The 19,501-nt window shown below is 55.0% G+C and carries 21 protein-coding genes and 1 other RNA gene; 17 read left to right on the top strand and 5 right to left on the bottom strand.

Going from position 1 to position 19,501, the window contains the following annotated elements; genetic code table 11:
* The first annotated feature begins 21 nt into the window (after positions 1 to 21).
* The 9 genes from ACWXTG_RS04460 to ACWXTG_RS04420 all read left to right on the top strand — a co-directional run bounded on the left by ACWXTG_RS04460 (position 22) and on the right by ACWXTG_RS04420 (position 8,668).
* Positions 22 to 1,344 carry an adenylosuccinate synthase gene (locus tag ACWXTG_RS04460; RefSeq protein WP_480220839.1) on the top strand — a complete coding sequence of 441 codons (1,323 nt, stop codon included), beginning with the start codon at positions 22 to 24 and terminating at the stop codon, positions 1,342 to 1,344.
* A complete protein-coding gene (locus ACWXTG_RS04455) occupies positions 1,307 to 1,900 on the top strand; it encodes a flavoprotein (protein ID WP_480220838.1) in 594 nt (197 codons plus the stop codon). The genes ACWXTG_RS04460 and ACWXTG_RS04455 overlap by 38 nt, the downstream gene beginning before the upstream one ends.
* On the top strand, positions 1,876 to 3,393 hold the full coding sequence (locus tag ACWXTG_RS04450) for a DUF6513 domain-containing protein (RefSeq protein ID WP_480220837.1): 1,518 nt from the start codon (positions 1,876 to 1,878) through the stop codon (positions 3,391 to 3,393). The genes ACWXTG_RS04455 and ACWXTG_RS04450 overlap by 25 nt, the downstream gene beginning before the upstream one ends.
* Positions 3,390 to 3,965 carry a DUF447 domain-containing protein gene (locus ACWXTG_RS04445; RefSeq protein WP_480220836.1) on the top strand — a complete coding sequence of 192 codons (576 nt, stop codon included), beginning with the start codon at positions 3,390 to 3,392 and terminating at the stop codon, positions 3,963 to 3,965. The genes ACWXTG_RS04450 and ACWXTG_RS04445 overlap by 4 nt, the downstream gene beginning before the upstream one ends.
* On the top strand, positions 3,962 to 4,672 hold the full coding sequence (locus ACWXTG_RS04440; protein ID WP_480220835.1) for a (5-formylfuran-3-yl)methyl phosphate synthase: 711 nt from the start codon (positions 3,962 to 3,964) through the stop codon (positions 4,670 to 4,672). Before ACWXTG_RS04445 ends, ACWXTG_RS04440 begins: the two co-directional genes overlap by 4 nt.
* An 81-nt stretch (positions 4,673 to 4,753) precedes the next feature.
* Entirely contained in the window at positions 4,754 to 5,848 is a 1,095-nt protein-coding gene (locus tag ACWXTG_RS04435) for an OmpA family protein (RefSeq protein WP_407996699.1), read from the top strand.
* Between the two features lie 58 nt (positions 5,849 to 5,906).
* Positions 5,907 to 7,274 carry a TRZ/ATZ family hydrolase gene (locus ACWXTG_RS04430; protein ID WP_480220834.1) on the top strand — a complete coding sequence of 456 codons (1,368 nt, stop codon included), beginning with the start codon at positions 5,907 to 5,909 and terminating at the stop codon, positions 7,272 to 7,274.
* Complete coding sequence (gene ubiG, locus ACWXTG_RS04425) at positions 7,241 to 7,960, top strand: bifunctional 2-polyprenyl-6-hydroxyphenol methylase/3-demethylubiquinol 3-O-methyltransferase UbiG (RefSeq protein WP_480220833.1); 720 nt, start codon at positions 7,241 to 7,243, stop codon at positions 7,958 to 7,960. Before ACWXTG_RS04430 ends, ubiG begins: the two co-directional genes overlap by 34 nt.
* A gap of 3 nt (positions 7,961 to 7,963) precedes the next feature.
* Complete coding sequence (locus ACWXTG_RS04420) at positions 7,964 to 8,668, top strand: HAD family hydrolase (RefSeq protein ID WP_480220832.1); 705 nt, start codon at positions 7,964 to 7,966, stop codon at positions 8,666 to 8,668.
* Position 8,669: 1 nt separating this feature from the next.
* On the opposite strand, the gene recR is transcribed toward ACWXTG_RS04420, so the two are convergent.
* The 4 genes from recR to ffs all read right to left on the bottom strand — a co-directional run bounded on the left by recR (position 8,670) and on the right by ffs (position 11,573).
* Positions 8,670 to 9,269 (bottom strand): recombination mediator RecR, encoded by a 600-nt coding sequence (recR, locus tag ACWXTG_RS04415; RefSeq protein ID WP_480220831.1) that lies wholly within the window; start codon positions 9,267 to 9,269, stop codon positions 8,670 to 8,672.
* A 23-nt stretch (positions 9,270 to 9,292) separates the two neighbouring features.
* Entirely contained in the window at positions 9,293 to 9,619 is a 327-nt protein-coding gene (locus ACWXTG_RS04410) for a YbaB/EbfC family nucleoid-associated protein (protein WP_309565383.1), read from the bottom strand.
* Positions 9,620 to 9,637: 18 nt separating this feature from the next.
* Complete coding sequence (gene dnaX / locus ACWXTG_RS04405) at positions 9,638 to 11,356, bottom strand: DNA polymerase III subunit gamma/tau (protein ID WP_480220830.1); 1,719 nt, start codon at positions 11,354 to 11,356, stop codon at positions 9,638 to 9,640.
* A gap of 119 nt (positions 11,357 to 11,475) precedes the next feature.
* Positions 11,476 to 11,573, bottom strand: an RNA gene (gene ffs, locus ACWXTG_RS04400) — signal recognition particle sRNA small type.
* Between the two features lie 133 nt (positions 11,574 to 11,706).
* Here ffs and ACWXTG_RS04395 point away from each other — a divergent pair.
* From ACWXTG_RS04395 to ACWXTG_RS04365, 7 genes are all read left to right on the top strand, one after another.
* Positions 11,707 to 12,417, top strand: a complete 711-nt coding sequence (locus ACWXTG_RS04395; protein WP_480220829.1) for a hypothetical protein — start codon at positions 11,707 to 11,709, stop codon at positions 12,415 to 12,417.
* Positions 12,418 to 12,475: 58 nt separating this feature from the next.
* Positions 12,476 to 13,629, top strand: a protein-coding gene (locus ACWXTG_RS04390) for an IS3 family transposase (protein ID WP_480219770.1) whose coding sequence is annotated in 2 segments (ribosomal slippage) — positions 12,476 to 12,710 and positions 12,710 to 13,629 — 1,155 coding nt in all. Because the reading frame shifts where the segments join, the coding sequence is not laid out codon by codon here.
* Entirely contained in the window at positions 13,607 to 14,206 is a 600-nt protein-coding gene (locus ACWXTG_RS04385) for an adenylate/guanylate cyclase domain-containing protein (protein ID WP_480221206.1), read from the top strand. Before ACWXTG_RS04390 ends, ACWXTG_RS04385 begins: the two co-directional genes overlap by 23 nt.
* Positions 14,207 to 14,373: 167 nt before the next feature.
* Positions 14,374 to 14,712, top strand: coding sequence for a Tar ligand binding domain-containing protein (locus ACWXTG_RS04380; RefSeq protein ID WP_407994947.1), 339 nt, complete (start codon positions 14,374 to 14,376; stop codon positions 14,710 to 14,712).
* A gap of 98 nt (positions 14,713 to 14,810) precedes the next feature.
* On the top strand, positions 14,811 to 15,593 hold the full coding sequence (locus tag ACWXTG_RS04375) for a methyl-accepting chemotaxis protein (protein WP_480221205.1): 783 nt from the start codon (positions 14,811 to 14,813) through the stop codon (positions 15,591 to 15,593).
* Between the two features lie 269 nt (positions 15,594 to 15,862).
* Positions 15,863 to 16,414 (top strand): NADPH-dependent FMN reductase, encoded by a 552-nt coding sequence (locus tag ACWXTG_RS04370; RefSeq protein ID WP_309565380.1) that lies wholly within the window; start codon positions 15,863 to 15,865, stop codon positions 16,412 to 16,414.
* Between the two features lie 159 nt (positions 16,415 to 16,573).
* Complete coding sequence (locus tag ACWXTG_RS04365) at positions 16,574 to 17,173, top strand: DUF5610 domain-containing protein (RefSeq protein WP_480220828.1); 600 nt, start codon at positions 16,574 to 16,576, stop codon at positions 17,171 to 17,173.
* A 75-nt stretch (positions 17,174 to 17,248) separates the two neighbouring features.
* On the opposite strand, the gene ACWXTG_RS04360 is transcribed toward ACWXTG_RS04365, so the two are convergent.
* Complete coding sequence (locus tag ACWXTG_RS04360; RefSeq protein ID WP_480220827.1) at positions 17,249 to 18,409, bottom strand: sigma-54 interaction domain-containing protein; 1,161 nt, start codon at positions 18,407 to 18,409, stop codon at positions 17,249 to 17,251.
* A 413-nt stretch (positions 18,410 to 18,822) separates the two neighbouring features.
* Between ACWXTG_RS04360 and ACWXTG_RS04355 the strand changes: the two genes are divergently transcribed.
* Positions 18,823 to 19,494 (top strand): class II aldolase/adducin family protein, encoded by a 672-nt coding sequence (locus ACWXTG_RS04355; RefSeq protein ID WP_480220826.1) that lies wholly within the window; start codon positions 18,823 to 18,825, stop codon positions 19,492 to 19,494.
* Positions 19,495 to 19,501 lie beyond the last annotated feature (7 nt).

Genomic DNA, 19,501 nt, shown 5'->3' with positions numbered 1-19,501 from the left:
CTCTATCTATTGGATCTATTCATGAGTAAGAACGTCGTCGTTATCGGTACCCAGTGGGGGGATGAGGGTAAAGGTAAGATCGTAGACTGGTTGACAGACCATGCGCAGGGTGTCGTGCGTTTCCAGGGAGGCCACAATGCCGGCCATACCCTGGTCATTGGTCAAGGTGCCTCGCAGAAGGAATACAAGCTCAACCTCGTTCCTTCCGGCATCGTGCGCGAAGGCGTCAATTGCTATATCGGCAACGGCGTGGTACTCGATGCCAACCATCTTTTGTTCGAGATTGACGGCCTGGAAAAGGCCGGCCTGGAAGTGCGCAACCGCTTGAAGGTCAGCCCGGGCTGCCCATTGATCCTGGATTACCACGTGCGCCTCGATAAGGCGCGCGAGGCTGCACGCGAACCTGGCCGCAAGATCGGCACCACAGGCAAGGGCATAGGCCCGACTTACGAAGACAAGGTCGCCCGTCGCGCCCTGCGCGTTTACGACTTGTTCTATCCCCAGCGCTTTGCGGAAAAGCTCAGGGAGGTGCTGGATTACCATAACTTCGTATTGACCAAATACCTCAATGTCGAGGCCGTGGACTACCAGCAGCAACTGGATGACGCCTTGTCCAAGGCACCGTTGCTGCAACCGCTGGTGACGGATATTTCGGCTGCGCTCTACGAGGCCAACAAGGCTGGGCAGAACCTCTTGTTCGAGGGCGCGCAGGGCACATTGCTCGACGTCGATCACGGCACCTATCCGTACGTGACGTCCTCCAATTGTATCTCCGGCCAGGCTGCGGCTGGCACCGGGGTCGGCCCGAGCATGCTGCATTATGTGCTCGGCATCACCAAGGCCTACACCACCCGCGTTGGCGGCGGTCCTTTCCCAAGCGAATTGGACATCGAAACCGAGGATTCGCCAGGGTTCCAGATGTCGGACAAGGGCCGCGAGATCGGTACCGTGACCAAGCGCAAGCGCCGTTGCGGCTGGTTCGATGCGGCCGCCTTGCGCCGTTCTGCGCGCATCAACGGCCTGACGGGCTTGTGCATTACCAAGCTCGACGTGCTGGACGGCATCAAGGAACTGAATATCTGTACCGGTTATGAGTTGGACGGCAAGCCAGTCGATTTGCTGCCGGTGGGAGCGGACGATGTCGCGCGTTGCCAACCGGTTTACGAGACGTTGCCGGGCTGGGACGAGAACACCTTCGGCATCAGCCGCTGGGAAGACCTGCCGCAGAATGCCCGCAACTACCTCAAGCGCTTGGAAGCATTGTGCGAGGTCTCGGTGGACATCGTCTCCACAGGCCCGGAGCGCGATGAAACGATTGTGCTGCGCCATCCTTTCGGAGTTTAAGACAGGCGTGAAAACGGTAGAAAAGCCGAGGTTGGCCTGGGCAATCACTGGTTCGGGTCATTATCTGCGGGAATGCCTGGAGATTATTGACGGCCTTGATGATGTGGATCTGTTCCTGAGCCGTGCGGCCGCAGAGGTGCTTCAGCAGTACGGCTTCAAGCACCGCGTCGCCAAGGTTTTTCAGGATAAGACGGCAAGCTCGGTGCCGGTGGAGATGTTCTACTACGGTACTTATCATAGCGTCGTCATCGCACCGGCAACCTCCAACACCATTGCCAAGATGGTATATGGAGTTTCTGATACCCTTGTGACCAATGTATATGCCCAGGCGGGCAAGTGCGGTGTGCCAAGTATCGTGTTTGCATGCGATACCGCTCCCGAAGTGGAGTCGGAGGCTCCGCGGGAGAATATGGTCAAGGTGTTCCCGCGCCGTATTGATCTGGACAATATCGCAAGGCTCCAGACCTATGAAGACACCACGGTGGTCAGTGATATGCAGCAATTGCAAGCAGCAATTCAGGCTAGGCTCGCATGTCTGAAAACATCCTATTCCTGACAGGAAAGCTCGCAGAAAAAAGCCTGCATAAAGTGCTTGAAGACATGCAGCCTACCGAGTTCAGCTACCGCATAGCACAGCTCGGCGTCTCGGTTGCAGCCTTGTTGACGCCCCAGCTGATCATGCGGCGCTTACCCGATGCGGGAGGCGCGGACCGCATTATTGTGCCAGGGCTGTGCAAGGGCGATTTGGATCTGCTTGTGGAAAAATACGGCGTTCCTGTCGTGCGCGGGCCTGACGACCTCAAGGATTTGCCGCAGTTTTTTGGCCGGGGAGGGCGCGAAGTGGATTTGTCCAGGTTCGACGTTAAGATTTTCGCCGAGATTGTCGAGGCGCCACAATTGACCGTGGATGGCGTAGTGGCGCGTGCGCAAGAGTTTCGCCGCCAAGGCGCCGACGTGATCGATCTCGGGTGTTTGCCCAATACGCCTTTCCCTCACCTCAAGGATTCCATCCAAGCCTTGAAGCAGGAGGGCTTCAAGGTGAGCGTGGACTCGTTGAACACGGACGATCTGCTGCTGGCCGGCAGAGCGGGTGCGGACTACTTATTGAGCCTGACTGAAAAAACCTTGTGGGTTGCCGACGAAGTGGCGTCCACGCCCATCCTGATCCCCACCACGCCAACCAACCAGAGATCGCTTTACCGTGCCATAGAAGCCATGTTGAAGCGTGGCAGGCCCTTCATTGCGGATGCGATCCTGGATCCCATTCCGTTCGGCTTCACCGATTCCATCGTGCGCTACCAGCGGCTCAGGAAGCGCTATCCGGGCATCGAGATCATGATGGGAGTAGGGAACTTGACCGAGCTGACGGATGCCGACACCACAGGCATCAATGCGATGCTGTTCGGCATCATTACCGAGCTCAAGGTCAATGCCGTGCTGGCCACCTCTGTCAGTTCCCATGCCGTGTATGCGGTGGCCGAGGCTGACGTCGCACGCCGCATCATGTATGCGGCCCGTGAGGAAAACCGCTTGCCTAGGGATTACAGCGACGGCCTGCTGGGGCTGCACGACAAGCGCCCTTTTACCTACACGCCTGAAGAAGTGCAGGAGTTGGCTTCCCAGATCAGGGACCCGAGCTTCCGTATCATCATCAGCCGGGACGGTATGCATGTCTTCAATCGCGATGGCATCCATTGCGATACCGATCCTTTCAAGCTTTATCCCTACCTCAACGTGGAACAGGACGGTTCCCATGCCTTTTACCTTGGCGTGGAGCTGGCGCGCGCCCAGATCGCCTGGCAATTGAAGAAACGCTACAGCCAGGACGAAGAACTGGAATGGGGCTGCGCTACGTTGGCGAAAGATCCGGAAGGCAGGGTGGAGCACCGGGATGCCGCCCTGAAGGAAAAAAGAGAGAAGCGGGCCGAGCAAGGCAAGGAAGACGCAGCTTGCGGACCCCGCAAGGTTGAAAAAGAAGTCAAAGTCGAACAGCCTGCTGAAGAGGTGACTTGCGGGCCTCGTAGAATAGGGAAGGCGCCTGAAGCATGATTTATGAAAGCATATTGACCTCGCTCAATACTGAAGGGGAAGCACATATTGCCCCTTTCGGGGTGAGGGAGCGCAACGGATTGATATTGATTGCGCCATTCAGGCCTTCCGTAACCTTGGAAAACCTCTTGTCGACGCGACATGCCGTCTTGAATTTTACCGATGACGTCCGGGCTTTTGCCGGCGGTATGACTGGACGCCATGATTGGCCGCTGACTAAGGCCAGCAAGGTCAACGGCGTGGTATTAGCATCCGCGTTGACGCACCGTGAGTTGGAGTTGGTGGAAATCAAGGACGACGAGACGCGTCCCGAGCTTTATTTCCGCGTGATTCATGAAGAAATCCACGCGCCATTTCGCGGCTTCAACCGCGCGCAAGCCGCCGTAATCGAGTTGGCGGTATTGGTAAGCCGACTGCATATGCTGCCCATAGAAAAGATCGAGGCTGAAATTAATTATTTGAAAATTGCGATTGAAAAGACGGCTGGCGAGCGTGAACTGGAGGCCTGGCAATGGCTTGTCGACAAGGTCGAGAACCACAAGGCGGCAAGGACGGGAGAAAACCAGGCATGAGTAAGCTGCTGGTTAGCGTGACTTCCGCGGAAGAGGCTTTGCTGGCCTTGGCAGGGGGGGCGGACATCATCGACATGAAAAACCCTTCACAAGGCGCGCTCGGGGCCCTGCCCTTGTCGGTCGTCACTGAGGCGGTGGCCGCTGTTGACGGCAGGAAGGTCACCAGTGCGACGACTGGCGACTTGCCCATGGAGCCTGCGGTGATTTGCGAGGCTGTCGTGCAAATGGCGGAGACAGGCGTCGATATTATCAAGGTAGGCTTTTTTGGCAATGAGCATGACAACATCGCCTGCCTCAATGCCTTGCAGCTCCTGATTGCCGAACGCAAGCTGGCGGTGGTCGCAGTATTGATGGCCGACCTTGCGCCCCAGTTCGCCTTGGTGCCTTTGTTGCGGGAGGCAGGTTTCTGGGGCGTAATGCTGGATACCGCCAACAAGGATGGCCGCAATTTGCTTGCCCATTTGGATATGGGAAGCCTGGCGGTTTTCCTGCAAATGGCCGAAGGTATGCAAACAGGTCTCGCTGGGTCATTGAAAATTGAAAATATTAAAAATATAATTAAAGTGAAACCTTCGTACATAGGGGTGCGTGGTGCGGTGTGCGTAGGGTTCGATCGTGTTGCAAAACTCTGTAAAGACAGGGTGTCTGCCTTAAGTGTGTTGTTGTATAATTGCAACAAATCGGTTGAAAGTGCCGATCTAGCTTGATTTCCTCGACTAGACCCATTGCGTGGCTTTTATGCATTGAGTATAGTCAAGTCGTCCGTTAGTCATCAGGAGTTAAATCGAATGAAAAAAAATCTGATTGGTCTTGCAGTTGCTAGCGCATTCGCGTTTGCGGCATCGGTAGCGAGTGCTGACGATGTAGCATACAGCGGTGCTTGGTATGCATTGCCAGGTGTTAATGTGTTGAATGCTGATAGCGATGCTAGGGCTGAAAACCAAAGTGTTGGCGGTTTCCTGAAGTTTGGTAAGGAAATCAGCGAGCACTGGGATGTTCAAATCGGCTTGAGTCACAACCGTGCCGACGAAAACCGTGCTGAATTCAGCGATGGCAAATATAGGCAGACTCTGTTCGGTGTTGATGCACTGTACTTCTTCAGCCGTGACAAGTTCCGTCCTTTCCTCCTTGCCGGTGTGGGTGCAGCGCGTAACAAGATCGACTACACTGAAACTGTTGGTGGTGGCGACTGGGGTGGCAAGAAGACCTCTTGGATGGCTAACGTTGGTTTCGGTGCACAATACTTGTTCAACGAATCCTTCGGTTTGCAAGCTGACGTACGTCAAGTATGGAGCCGTGGCGAGACAGGTCCTGTAGGCGATCGTGATACTACTACTCTGAGCAATACCTACCTGAATCTTGGTGCCATCTTCCGTTTTGGCGCTCCTAAGCCAGCTCCAGTAGTTGAGCCAACTCCAGAGCCGGTAGCTGCTGTAGAGCCAGCACCTGAGCCGGTTGCAGAACCAGCTCCAGCTCCAGTTGGTCCTGCGGAGCCAGCTTTCGAGAAGGTGACATTGTCTTCTGAAGTGCTCTTCGGTTTCGACAAGGACAACCTGAAGGAAGAAGGCAAGGCAGCGCTCAATGCCGACGTCGTTGAAAAGATGAAGGCTCATCCAGAAGTTGAGCTGGTTCTGATCACTGGCCACACTGACCGCATCGGTGACGAAGCTTACAACCAGAAGTTGTCTGAGCGTCGCGCTAACACTGTCAAGAAGTACCTGGTTTCCCAAGGTATTGAAGAAAGCCGCCTGCATGCAGTCGGTAAGGGCGAGTCCGAGCCTGTTGTCGAGTGCGCTGGCGTACGCGGCAAGAAGGCGATCGAGTGCTTGCAGCCTAACCGTCGTGTAATCGTTGAAATTGAAGTACAACGCGCTAGCGAGTAATTTAGCTTAAGCGTTGAAAAAGCCCCGCCTAGCGGGGCTTTTTCATATATGGCCATTCATGAATCAAAATTTCAAATCCCGTTCGGCTGAGCAGCCGGCTTTGCACTCACTTGAGGCGCGCTGGGTTGTGCCCGGCCTTCCCTTGGGCAAGGTGCTGGAGCATCACAGTGTGATTGTCGAGGGTCAACGTATCCTGGATACCCTGCCGACCGAGCAGGCCAGGGAGCGCTATCCATTGGCACAAACTGTGCTGCTGGATGAACATGTGTTGATACCTGGGTTGATCAACCTGCATACCCACGCAGCAATGAGCCTGATGAGGGGAATTGCAGATGACCTTCCTTTAATGCAGTGGTTGCAAGATCATATCTGGCCTGCGGAGAAGCGGTTTGTTTCGGAGCGTTTCGTGCGCCAAGGGACCTTGCTCGGATGCGCTGAGATGCTCGCAGGTGGAACGACCTGTTTCAACGATATGTATTTTTTCCCGCAGGCTGTGGCAGGGGCTACAGTCCAGGCAGGCATGCGTGCGAATATCGGTTTGGTGGTCATGGAGTTTCCCACCAGCTACGCGCATGATGCAGAAGACTATTTGCAGAAAGGTTTGCAGGCAAGGGATGATTGGCGAGATAGTGAACTGCTGAGCGCAAGCCTGGCTCCGCATGCGCCTTATACAGTCAGTGACAGTACGTTTGGGAACATCCTGACTTATGCAGAGCAGTTGGGATTGAACATCCATACGCATCTGCATGAGACAGAAGCGGAAATTGAGGGCAGCATAAAGCAATATGGAGTCAGACCATTGCAACGCCTGGAGGCGCTTGGTTTGCTAGGTCCCAATCTGGTGGCGGCGCATGGGGTTCACTTGAGTGAGGCTGAGATAATTTCCTTGGCTGCCCATGGTTGCCATATTGCGCATTGCCCAGCGTCAAATCTCAAGCTTGCCAGCGGTATCGCGCATGTGGATGCGCTCTTGAAAAAGGGGGTGAATGTCGCGATAGGCACAGATGGTGCGGCAAGCAATAACCGCCAGGATATGTTTGCGGAAATGCGCCTGGCTGCATTGCTGGCCAAAGGAGCGAGCAAGGACGCAGCCAGTGTGCCGGCTGCAGAAGCGTTGGCCATGGCGACGATCAATGCGGCGAGAGCATTGGGACAGGAAGCGGACCTGGGTTCGTTGGAGTCTGGGAAGTATGCGGATGTGGTAGCTGTCAACCTTGCCTCAATCGAGTTGGAGCCATGTTTCAATGTGGTTTCCCACCTTGTATACAGTGCCGGGCGTGAGCATGTCAGCCATGTATGGGTGGCCGGAGAGTTGAAGTATCAGAAGTTGCAAGGGCAGGCGGGCGTGTATGCCAATATCGAGCCTGCCGAGTTAAAGGAGATCAGTACCGAATGGCAAGCCCAACTGAATCAGTATCTGGCGTGAACGTAGACCAGGCAGAGTTGCAGAAATTTGCCGAGCTTGCCCATAAGTGGTGGGACAAGAATAGCGAGTTCAAGCCGTTGCATGAAATCAACCCGTTACGCCTCAACTATATAGACGAGCATGCAGGCTTGGCAGGCAAGCGTGTGCTGGATGTCGGTTGCGGCGGCGGCATTTTGTCCGAGTCCATGAGTGAGCGAGGCGCCGATGTGACGGGCATAGACCTGGGAGAGAAGGCGCTCAAAGTAGCGAAGCTGCACCAATACGAAAGCGGCGCCAAAGTCGATTATCGCCTGATCTCGGTCGAGGATCTGGCGCAGGAGGCCCCCGAGAGTTTTGACGTCGTGACCTGCATGGAGATGCTGGAGCATGTGCCAGATCCTGCGGCCGTGGTGCTGGCATGCGCGAGCTTGGTCAAGCCTGGAGGCAAGGTATTCTTTTCGACGATCAACCGCAATCCCAAGGCTTATCTTTTTGCCGTGCTGGGGGCTGAATATGTATTGAACCTCTTGCCGCGCGGCACCCATGAATATGAGAAATTCATCAAGCCTTCCGAGCTGGCTGGCTGGGCCCGTGCTGCCGGCCTCGACGTCATCGGCTCAAAAGGGATGGGTTACAACCCGCTGACCAAGCATTACAAGCTGAACGACGATGTCTCCGTCAATTACATCCTGCAAACGGTCAAGTAAGCCATGAAAAGCCTTGTCTTGTTCGACCTCGACGGTACCCTGGCCGACACGGCGCCCGACCTTGGGCTTGCGCTCAACTTGCAGCGCAAGCGCCACGGTTTGCCTTTTCTGGACCAGGACATTATCCGTCCCTATGCGTCCCACGGTTCCAGAGGGCTGTTGGGCATCGGGTTCGACATCACGCCGGAGGATGCAAATTTTGCAGTCATGCGGGACGAGTATCTGGCGCTGTATGATGAGGTATATACGCGCACGCCTATCTTGTTCGACGGCATGGAGACGTTGTTGCAGAGGATTGAAGCGGCCGGGATTCGCTGGGGAGTCGTGACCAATAAACCCAGGCGTTTTTCGGCTCCCTTGCTTGCCGCGTTGAAGCTGGACCAGCGCCTGGCTTGCCTGGTGTGCGCAGATGATGCGCCGCGTCCCAAGCCTCATCCCGACTCATTATGGATGGCTTGCGAGCAGGCTGGCGTACAGCCGAACGATTGTATTTATATCGGGGATGCGCAACGCGATATTGCAGCCGGGGTTGCGGCAGGCATGCCGACTGTGGTGGCGCTTTATGGATACCTCGACCAGGCAGACCGTCCGCTCGAGTGGGGAGCGGATTATGCCGTGCACGATGTGGCTGAAATAGAAACCTGCCTGGCCGCCTGGCAGCAGAGCCTGGCTGGCCGCGCTCTAGAAGCAGAACCCAGCCAGTTTTGAACTAGCTTAGGTTGCGGCGCTCCAGCATGGCTTGTGCGAGGGTGCCGCTATCCACATGCTCGATTTCCCCGCCCATCGGCAGGCCGCGCGCAATGCGGCTAACCTTGATGCCGCGGGCGCGGAGCAGCTCGCTGACATAGTGCGCAGTCGCTTCGCCCTCCACAGTGTAGTTCGTTGCCAGGATGACTTCTTCCACCTCTCCATCCTGGGCGCGTTTGAGCAGCTTGTCTAAGTGGATGTCGCGAGGGCCGATGCCATCCAGCGGCGATAGCCTGCCCATGAGGACGAAATACATGCCTTGGTAGGATTGGGTTTGCTCCAGCATCATGAGATCGCTCGGCATTTCCACGATGCAGAGCAATGAATGATCGCGCGCAGGAGAGGCGCAAAGCGGGCAGATTTCCTGTTCGCTGAAGTTGTTGCACAGGCTGCAGTGGCTGACCACCTGCAAGGCCTGATCAAGAGACTTGGCAAGCAGGCCAGCGCCCTTGCGGTCGCGTTGCAGCAGGTAGTAGGCCATGCGCAAGGCGGATTTGGGGCCCACCCCAGGCAGGCAGCGCAAGGCTTCGACCAATTGTTCCAGCGCGGGCGGGTTACGCATGATGGGGCAAGTTCAGGTGCAAATCAGAATGGCAACTTCATGCCGGGCGGGATTGGCAGTCCCGCGGTCAGGCTGCTCATGCGTTCCTGGGAAGTGGCTTCCGCCTTGCGTGCGGCATCGTTGAACGCGGTGGCGATCAGGTCTTCCAGCAGTTCCTTGTCATCGCTCAGCACGCTGTCGTCAATGCTGACGCGGCGCACTTCATGGCGGCAGGTCATGGTGATCTTGACCAGGCCCGAGGCTGCCTGGCCTTCCACTTCAACCTTGCCCAGTTCTTCCTGGGCGCGTTTCATGTTCTCCTGCATTTGCTGGGCCTGCTTCATGAGGTTGCCCAAGCCGCCTTTCATCATATGTTTATCCTCCGGGATTTATTGAAGTGGTTTGATGCTGGATGGAATGATCTGTGCGCCGAAATCCTTGATCAGCGCCTGCACAAAGCCATCGTTGTGAATCGCGCTTTCCGCGTGCGCCTGCAAGGCGGCCTTTTCCTGGCTCATCAACTGGGCCGGCGTGTTCCCGCTGCCGCCCAATGCGAAAGTCATCTTGATCTTGCGGCCAAAGTGCTGCTCAACCGCGCTTTGCAATTTTTCCTCATAGCCCATGCCCAGCAGGTGCTTTTGCGTCGGCGGCACGGAAAAAGCGATATGTTCCTCATCGAAACTTGCCAGCTCGCAATTTTGCGCAAGCGCTCTGGCCAAGCCGAGCTTCAACCGGTCAACCAATCCACGCCAATCGCCGTCAAAGCTGCGGGTAACTGCTGAGACAGGGGTATCTTCAACGCTGGAAGCAGGCGCGGAAACCGGAGCCGGTTGCGGAGCAGGTTCTGATGGCGGTGGGGCCAGTTCAGGCGTTGCCTCCACGCTGCGGGTCGTGATGCTGGGGGCTGCAATCTTGGCGACTGGCTGGCTGATGGCAAGGGCGGCACTGGCACGGGGCGTCGAGCTTTCAGCCGCTACGGGTGGCGCAACAGCAGCCGGTTTTGCCTTTGCCGGTGATTTCTGCTCTCCGGGGTTGAAAGCCAGCATGCGCAGCAATGCCATGGTGAACCCTGCAAATTCATCCGGCGCCAGGCCGAGGTCCCGCCTAGCGAGGAGGGCGATCTGGTAATAGAGTTGGATTTCCTCGGCGCTCATGCGTCCTGCGATATCAAGCATCGCCTGGCGCTCGGGATGGTCGTGCGCGATGCTGTCCGGCACCGCCTGCGCAATGGCAATTTCATGCAGCAGGTTGGCAAGGTCGTTCAGCGCGGCGTCAAAGGAAATCGCACGTTGCTCCATGGCGCGGGCCTGGCTCAGCAGGGCATTGCCGTCCCGGGCCAGCAGGGCATTGATCAGGTCGAATAAGTAAGCCTGGTCAATCGCGCCCAGCATGGCACGAACCTCTTTTTCATTGACGCTGTTGCCGCCATAGGCAATCGCCTGATCCAGCAGGGATAATGCGTCCCGCATGCTGCCGTTGGCGGAGCGGCCGATCAGTTGCAGCGCGACAGGCTCGAAGGCGATGTTCTCTTGGGCCAGCACATGCTGGAGATGCTCGGCAATGCCGCTGCTCGACATCTGGCGCAGGTTGAACTGCAGGCAGCGCGACAGGATGGTGACCGGCACTTTTTGCGGATCGGTGGTGGCGAGGATGAACTTGACGTGGGCTGGAGGCTCTTCCAGCGTTTTCAGCATGGCATTGAAGGCATGCCCGGTGAGCTGGTGGACTTCGTCAAGCATGTATACTTTGTAGCGGCCTTGCGTGGGGGCGTAAATGGCTTTTTCCAGCAGCGAGGTCATGTCTTCCACCCCGCGGTTTGATGCGGCATCCATCTCGACGTAATCGAGGAAGCTGCCTTTGTCGATTGCGACGCAGGCTGCACATTGGCCGCAAGGGGTGGCGCTGACGCCGAGTTCGCAATTCAGGGATTTTGCCAGGATGCGGGAGAGGGTGGTTTTGCCGACGCCGCGGGTGCCTGTGAAAAGATAGGCATGATGCAATCGCTGCTGCTGCAAGGCATTGGTGAGCGCACGTACCACATGCTCCTGGCCTACCAGCGCATCAAAGGATTTCGGACGCCATTTGCGGGCAAGAACCTGATAGCTCATCGGCGTATAAACTCATTGGGTGTCATGCGTTACAGGAGCCTGCTCTGCCCGGTCAAATGCGCCCCTTGAAACGAAGATTCGGCGCTGCCCATCGCAGCCAGGCTTGTCGGATTCTTTAAAGAGGCGAGCCAAACCCCCGGCACTTGCTTCAATAGTTGTGGCTGCTTCCTTCCGGACCTGACCAGGTTGGCTACTTTGCAATGCGGGGAGGCCCGCCAGATGCCATTCTAACCCAAACCCGCGGCAATCAGCCAGCGCTTTGATTGACGACGACGGGGATAGATTAACTGCCGGCCTTGCGATATATTGCTCAAATCAATTGAATTACAACAAAAAAAGAGAACGCAATCATGCATCAGGCTGACCGTTATTTCATGCGGCTTATCCAGCCTTTCCTGGGGAACAAGCCTTCTGAAATAGCCAAGACGGTCGTGCTTGGCGTCGTCATCCTATCCATTCTGGTGCTGGCTGAAAGCCTGGCCTGCGTATTCTGGATATTCACCCTTTCCAGCCTGGGGGAGGGATATGCGGTGATGGCGGCCGTGCCGTACATCTACATCATCATTTCATACGGCAGCTTGCTGGTGTTTTACCATTTCAAGCGCTTCGACGCCTTCACCTTCACCCAGCTGGTCATGCTGCTGGTGATGCCGTTCTTCATGCAATGGATCATTGGCGGGTTCCAGGCTTCCAGCGGTGTCGCTTTCTGGGCAATCTTGTCGCCGGTGGGCGCCCTGATGATTCTGGGGACGAAGCAGTCCACGCCATGGTTCGTGATGTTCGGGCTGCTGGCGATACTGTCATGGCACTTGAACCCCTTGTTTTCCGTCCATGCCTTGCCTATCCCCAGCGATATACGGGACGCGTTCTTTGCCATCAATATGGCGGGGGTCTCGGCTATTCTCTATATCGTCATGCGTTATTTCCAGTCGCAAAAAGCCAAGGTGCTGGAGGCATTGGCGGTGGAAAAGGCGCGGTCGGAGCAATTGTTGCGGAGCATACTGCCGGAATCGGTAGCGCAACGCTTGCATGAGTCGCAAGGGGCGCGAATCGCGGATTGAATCGGCCAGAGTTTAATAGACACTTTTTAGCCTCATAATACTCACAGAGGAGAGCATTATGAGCACGGTCCGATTTACAGAAGAATTCAAACTCGAAGCGGTGAAACAAATCACCGAGCACCAGCGTCCGGTGGCCGATGTGGCCAAGCGGCTTGGTGTATCGACCCACAGCCTGTATGCATGGGTCAAGCGGTACAGCAAGTCGGCACCGCAGCGTGAGCAAGATTGCAGTGAGGCCGCTGAGCTTCGACGCCTGCGTGCTGAGGTAAAACGTCTGACCGAAGAGCGCGACATATTAAAAAAAGCCGCCGCGTACTTTGCCAAGGAGTCCGGATAAAGTACGCGTTCATTGAGCAATATGCGACTCAATATCCCGTGCGCAGGCTCTGTAAAGTGCTCGAGGTTCACCCCAGCGGCTATTACGCCTGGAGGCGCAATCCCTATAGCCAGCGCCATCATGAAGACCTGCGCTTGCTGGAGCTGATGAAGCCCTCCTGGCTTGAGAGTGGCCGAGTGTACGGGTATCGTAAAGTGCACCACGACTTGCTGGCCCTGGGAGAATCCTGTAGCCGGCATCGTGTCGCGCGGTTGATGCGTAGCCGTGGCTGGCGTGCCCAGGTTGGCTATCGTCGCCGTCCCGGATTCCATAGTGGTGCCGTGCATAACGTGGCGGCCAACATCCTGGACCGTCAATTTAATGTGGCCGCGCCCAATATCGCATGGGTAACTGATATTACCTACATCCGCACGCATGAAGGCTGGCTCTATCTGGCTGTGGTTGTCGACCTGTTCTCGCGCCAGGTAGTCGGATGGTCGATGGATGCCCGCATGAGTAAAGACGTGGTTCTACAAGCATTATTGGCAGCGGTCTGGCGGCGCAAACCCAAACAAAGCGTGATGGTGCATTCTGACCAGGGGAGCCAATTTACCAGCTACGAATGGGCCGCCTTTCTGGCTTCCCATAATTTACAACCCAGCATGAGCCGACGCGGAAACTGCCATGACAACGCTGTCGCAGAAAGCTTTTTTCAGTTGCTCAAGCGCGAACGCATCAGGCGCAGAATTTATCCCACCAGGGAGCTGGCACGCCAGGATATCTTTGACTACATCGAAATGTTCTACAACCCGATTCGTCGGCATAGTCACGCCGCGAACCTTTCCCCAGTAAACTACGAACGGCAATACTTTTCTGAGGCAACAAACTGTCTATAAAAGACTGGCCGATTCAGATAGCCATGATGAAGTGACTATCCTGTTCGCGGATATCGTGCACTTCACCCAGATTTCCGCCGGTATGGCGCCAACTGAAGTGGTGGATATGCTAAACCATGTTTTTTCCCGCTTCGACCAGCTTGCCGCACGCTACGGCGTGGAGAAAATCAAGACCATAGGCGATGCCTACATGGTGATAGCAGGGGCGCCTAACGCCCGCGCCGACCATGCCGAGGTCATGGCGGATATGGCCTTGGCAATGCCGGCATTACTTGAAGAGGTTTCCCGGGAAATCGGCCGGCCGCTGGCGATGCGCATTGGGATCAACAGCGGCGCGGTCGTAGCCGGCATTATCGGCAACACCCGATTTAGCTACGATTTGTGGGGGGATGCCGTCAATATCGCCAGCCGCATGGAACATACCGGCTTGCCCAATGAAATCCAGGTATCCGCCGCTACTTATGAATTGCTGAAGCGGGATTACTACCTTGAGCCCCGCCACGGGGTCGATGTCAAAGGCAAGGGCAAGGTCAGCACTTATTTGCTTAAAGGCAGGCTGGAAGAAATTCGGGTTTAGATTCAGCTAAGTAGTCTGTAAATCGGCAAATTTTGTAAATATATGAAATTTGCAATTTGTATATTTCCTTAAATTTTTTACTTTTCCTTCCGTTATTTCAATCATCAGTGTCGTCAGCTGGGCGTCATGCCAAGCGCTGCATTGAGTTCATTTGTCGAAGGAATAACATGAAACAGTTTCTTAGGGATATTACAGTTCACCGCATGGTGATTATTGTGCTGATCTTCATCAGCATCCTGATCCTGACGCTTTCTGCCATCGGGTTGAAGGGACTCAGTAATGCCGGGAAAGAGCTTGGAGCCAGCCACGCCATGCTGCAGCAAACTCGCGCCTTGTCTCAGGTAAATGAACAATTGCTCAGGGCCAGGCTACGGCTGGTCAGGCAGGGCGACTACCTTGATGCGGGAGACCAGAACGCAAGCCAGGCGGAATCCCAGGCTGCACTGGCTGCGATCGAGCAGACCGATATATCGTCCATTTCGTACGTACACCCCTGGACCAAGTGAAAGAGTATTTCCAGAAAATTGCCGATGGAGACTTAACCTTCCATATAGAGCCATTCGGCAAGAATTGCCCAGGGCAGATCTATCCCTACCTGATTGATATGAAGAACAGCCTTGCCCAGATGGTGCGCCAAGTGCGGGAGGGCGTTGAGCAGATCAACAGTGGCACGAGCGAGATTGCAACAGGCAACAACGACCTTTCGCATCGCACCGAGGAACAGGCCAGTTCTCTCGAAGAGACCGCAGGCAGTATGGAGGAGCTGGCGGAAACGGTCGCACATAACGCGGACAATGCCAGAACCGCCACCGGCATGGTGCATAATGCCGCCACTGTTGCAAGGCAGGGCGAGACCGTCATGGACGAGGTCGTGCGGATCATGCAGGAAATCAGCAGCAAGTCCGGACAGATCGAGGAGATTACCGGCCTGATTGACGGCATTGCATTCCAGACCAATATTCTTGCTTTGAATGCTGCCGTGGAAGCAGCTCGCGCGGGCGAGCAGGGCAAGGGGTTCGCCGTAGTGGCCAGCGAAGTGCGTTCTCTGGCGCAGCGTAGTGCCAGTGCCGCCAAGGAAATCAAGGTGTTGATCGCGTCTTCTGGCGAGGTGGTGGATGCGGGGACCCGTAAAGTGACCTCTGCAGGCAATACCATTCACGAGGTCGCGAATTCGGTCAACCAGATTGCGACCTTGATCGAGGAGATTGCCGCCGCTGCCAGCGAGCAGGCGAACGGTATTGCACAGGTGAAGCTTGCCATCACGCAGATGGACGATGCAACACAACAGAATTCTGCCCTGGTCGAACAATCAGCGGCCACTGCGACCGCATTGGATGACCAGGCGAGTAACCTGAGGAAAGCGGTGGAGATATTCAAGATAGCCTGAGGGCGAATTCTTGATCAGGCGAAACAGTAGAGTCCTCACTCTGGAACCCAAACTGTTGCATTATCCGCACATTCCTATCCATCTGCTGATTTACGAGCACAATTGCTATCTTGGTGCTGGATATTCAGCACTTCTCCCTAAAGTGAATATAGGTTTTTATTGTTCTCAATTGATTTATAATCATATTTTGCCCTGGCACTTTTATTGCTGAATTTATTCAATGCATGCCTTGGCATGAGTTTGAATTAATTAATGGAGTAGGAGTTGGTATGGCAAAAATAGTAGGCATCTCGGGCAGTTTGTCGCAACCGTCCAGGACAAGGGCGCTTGTGGAAGAGATTGCTGCCAGCGCATCGCATCAATTGCACGCGCCTGCTGAGGTGATCGATATTGCTGAATTTGCAGCAGTCTTGGGTAGCACCGTGTCTTATGGAAATTTCCCTTCCGAATTGGAGGAAATATACAAGAAGGTACAAGAGGCGGATTTGCTCGTGATTGCGAGCCCCGTATACAAAGCTTCTTATACCGGCTTGCTGAAGCATTTTTTTGATTTGCTCGATCCCAAGGCCTTGGTCGGCAAGGTCGCCATCCTGGCGGCAACCGGCGGCAGCGACCAGCATGCCATGGTGGTGGACTACCAACTGCGTACCCTGGCGAGCTTTTTCAACGTTTACACTACCCCCACGGCTATCTATGCCAAGGATACCGAGTTCGCCCATTACCAATTGACCAGCGATGCCATCCGCCAGCGTATAGGCGTGGCCGTCGAGCAGGCAGCGTTTCTGCTGAAGCAGGAAGCGCCGCAGACCTTGGTGGCCTAAGGGCCATTGGTCGGGTAAACAAAAGGGAGTCCTCTGGCTCCCTTTTTTAGTGCCTGAGTATGCTGCATTGGAGTGATGGGCTAAAGGAGGACTTCATTTTCTCCGCTTTCTGCCGATATGGATGAATACCATCTCAGAACCACCACATAGGAGATCACCATGGTTGCATCCAGCAATGGCGTTATCACTGGCACGACGGCTCCCGCCGCCTCTGCGCCTGCCAACGAAGCATTGAACGAGGCTAAGAAAGCTGCCGAGACCAGGCCCGAGTCCCAGAAAGCGGTGCTGAACGGACAAATCTTGCAAGCTTCGTTGCAGGTTTCGATCCAATCGGGCAATGATGGCTTGACTTTGCTGTATCGTTCAGCCGTAGAGCAGCTCAATGCCGTGCTGAAGCCCGAATTGGGCGCGAATGCAATCGAAGGCGCGATGGGCCAGGATAATAGCCCTGAGGCCACGGCCGGACGCATTTTGTCGATGTCCACAAGCTTTTTTGACGCCTATGCCTCGCGTTATCCGAACAAGGACCCGGAAACTGTGGCCCGCGATTTTGTGGCATTGATCCGGGGCGGATTCGAAAAAGGTTATGCTGAGGCCAAGGATATTCTCACGAGCTTGAACGTGCTGGGAGAGGGTAGCACTGTTGCGGCAGGTATTGCCAAGACATATGAGTTGGTGCAAAAGGGTTATGACGATTTTCTCGAAGCTAAGCTCTCTGCGATCCGTGGGGATACTGATCAGCCTAGCGCTCAGGGGTGAAGTAATTTTTTTAGACAATAAAAAACCACCTCATGAATGAAAGTGGTTTTTGTTTGTATGTTTGTATGTCGGTCATCAAGCAATCAGCTTCAATTCTTTCAGCCTTGCCCGTAGGATATTGCGGCTAATACCCAACAACCTAGCCGTATGCACCTGATTCTTGTTGCTGAATTCATAAGCCTTTTCTACCAAGACCGCATTCACCAGTTCAAATAGGTTGGGCGGCGGCGATTCAAAAAACTGGCCGAGAACGCGTTCCAGTTGATAGGTTTCCAGCGTGGTAGGCGACTGCGCCGGATAGTGTGCATGGGGCGACCCGCTTGCCAGTTTATTGCCTCCATAAGCTGCCAATACCGGCTTTGCTTCTTGTTTTTCCAGTGGCACTGTGCCGATGGGAGGCAAGCCCAAGTCTTTGGGGTAGAGGGTGCCTGAAGTCGAAATCAGCAATGCGCGGTGGATGACATTCTCGAGTTCGCGGATATTTCCCGGCCACGGATAATGAAGCAATTGCTGAATGGTTTCTGCCGCGAGCTTGGGGATGTCGGTGTGCAGCCGTGACTTGTAGACATTGAGGAAATGCTCGACCAGCGGCAGGATATCGCCTGGACGCTCGCGCAGCGGTGGCAAATCGACAGGCACCACCTTGATGCGGTAGTACAAGTCTTCGCGGAAGCGCCCGGCACGTACCGCTTCTTCTAGGTCCACGTTGGTGGCGGCTATCAGACGGACGTCGATCGGTGTTGATTTGCGGGAGCCCAGGCGCACGACTTCGCGCTCTTGCAGCACCCGCAATAGTTTGACCTGGGTTGATTGGGGCAGGTCGCCTATTTCATCAAGGAACAGTGTGCCGCCATTCGCGGACTCAAACCAACCGGTCTTGGCGCTGGTCGCGCCTGTGAAGGCGCCGCGTTCGTAACCGAACAATTCGCTTTCCACCAGGGTTTCTGAAAAAGCCCCGCAATTGATGGCTTGGAAAGGGCCGTCGCGCCTATTGCTGAGCGCATGGATATGGCGGGCAATCAACTCCTTGCCGGTGCCGGTTTCGCCAATAATCAGCGCGGTGGCGTTGCTGGCCGCAATTTTCTCAATCAGGTTCAATAACCCCTGGGACCTAGGGTCGCTGAAAACCAGTGCACTTGCGCGCACGGATAGGCTGACAGAGCTGGGATTTGGGTGCGTGATGACGTGATCAGCGCTTTCGAATGCCCGCTCATAATTCCATAGTTCAGCATGCATTTGCTTAGGACTTTCTATGTAGAAACTTCTCACAATATACGCACAATCCTTTAGCCGGTCTAAAACTATATTTTTATATTTATATTCTTTTTTGGAATAAAAAAGATGCTGGAGAACGGTTGTTGTTTCCTGAGCAATTATTCAATGGCATCCACTGTTTGTATTTCAGCAACTGTTGATTTTGAAACAGACGGGGTGGAGCCAAGTACTTTTTGTGCTGGATGTATGTATATGAAATACATAGGGTATTGTGCAATTTTATAGGATGAATTGCTCTTGGCATGTGTTTTGCCACTTTAGTTATCAAGATGCCCGGCAGGTTCGCCTGCCTTTCATGATGACTACAGAGGTGAATGATGACCATAACCGCAATTGAAACAGAAAACGATCTAGAAGCTTTTGCTGCACAAGTCTTGGCTGACGCCAAGATCGCGTTTGCCGCGTTTCGCAACACCGGCACCATTACTGCTAACGGGACGGTAGGCTTTGTCGAGCGCGTGCCCGGCGAGGAAAAGCTGGTCATCGTGAACGATCCCGGCCCGTTCAATTGGGATGGTCGTGGCTTGCAGGCGGTCGTCGTGGACTTTGAAGGCAATGTGGTGCTGGGCAAGGGAAGCGCCGCCGGCTCGACCCGCTATACCAAGCTCTTCAAGGAGCATGCGGACATCACGACGATTTCACATGTGCATTCCCCCTATCTGGGCGCCTGGGCGCAAACTCACCGTACATTGCCGATTCGTTATGTTCCGGTACAGCGTTATAACCTGATTCGTGAAATTCCTATTTATATAGACCGCCGCCAGCAAGAAGTGGATTTTATTCTTGACCAGATCAAGCTGAATCCGCACAACACGGCAATCCTGGAAGCCAATGGCGGTTCTACCGTCTGGGGCAAGCAGGGTTTGCGCAAGACCGCCGAGTTTATCCTCATCCTTGAAGAAGGCGCGCAAATCCAGACCTTGGCAGACCCGATTGGCGGATCTCGTGATTACGGTCCTGGCGTGTTGGCGCAGCAATGGAAGATGGCCAGGATTTACGACCAGGCCAAGGGGCTGAACCTGCTGCCAGCCACTGACCTGGGCTAATCGAGGG

The organism is Methylobacillus sp. DLP286 (assembly GCF_056636515.1).
This window is presented reverse-complemented; position numbering and strand designations above follow the sequence as displayed.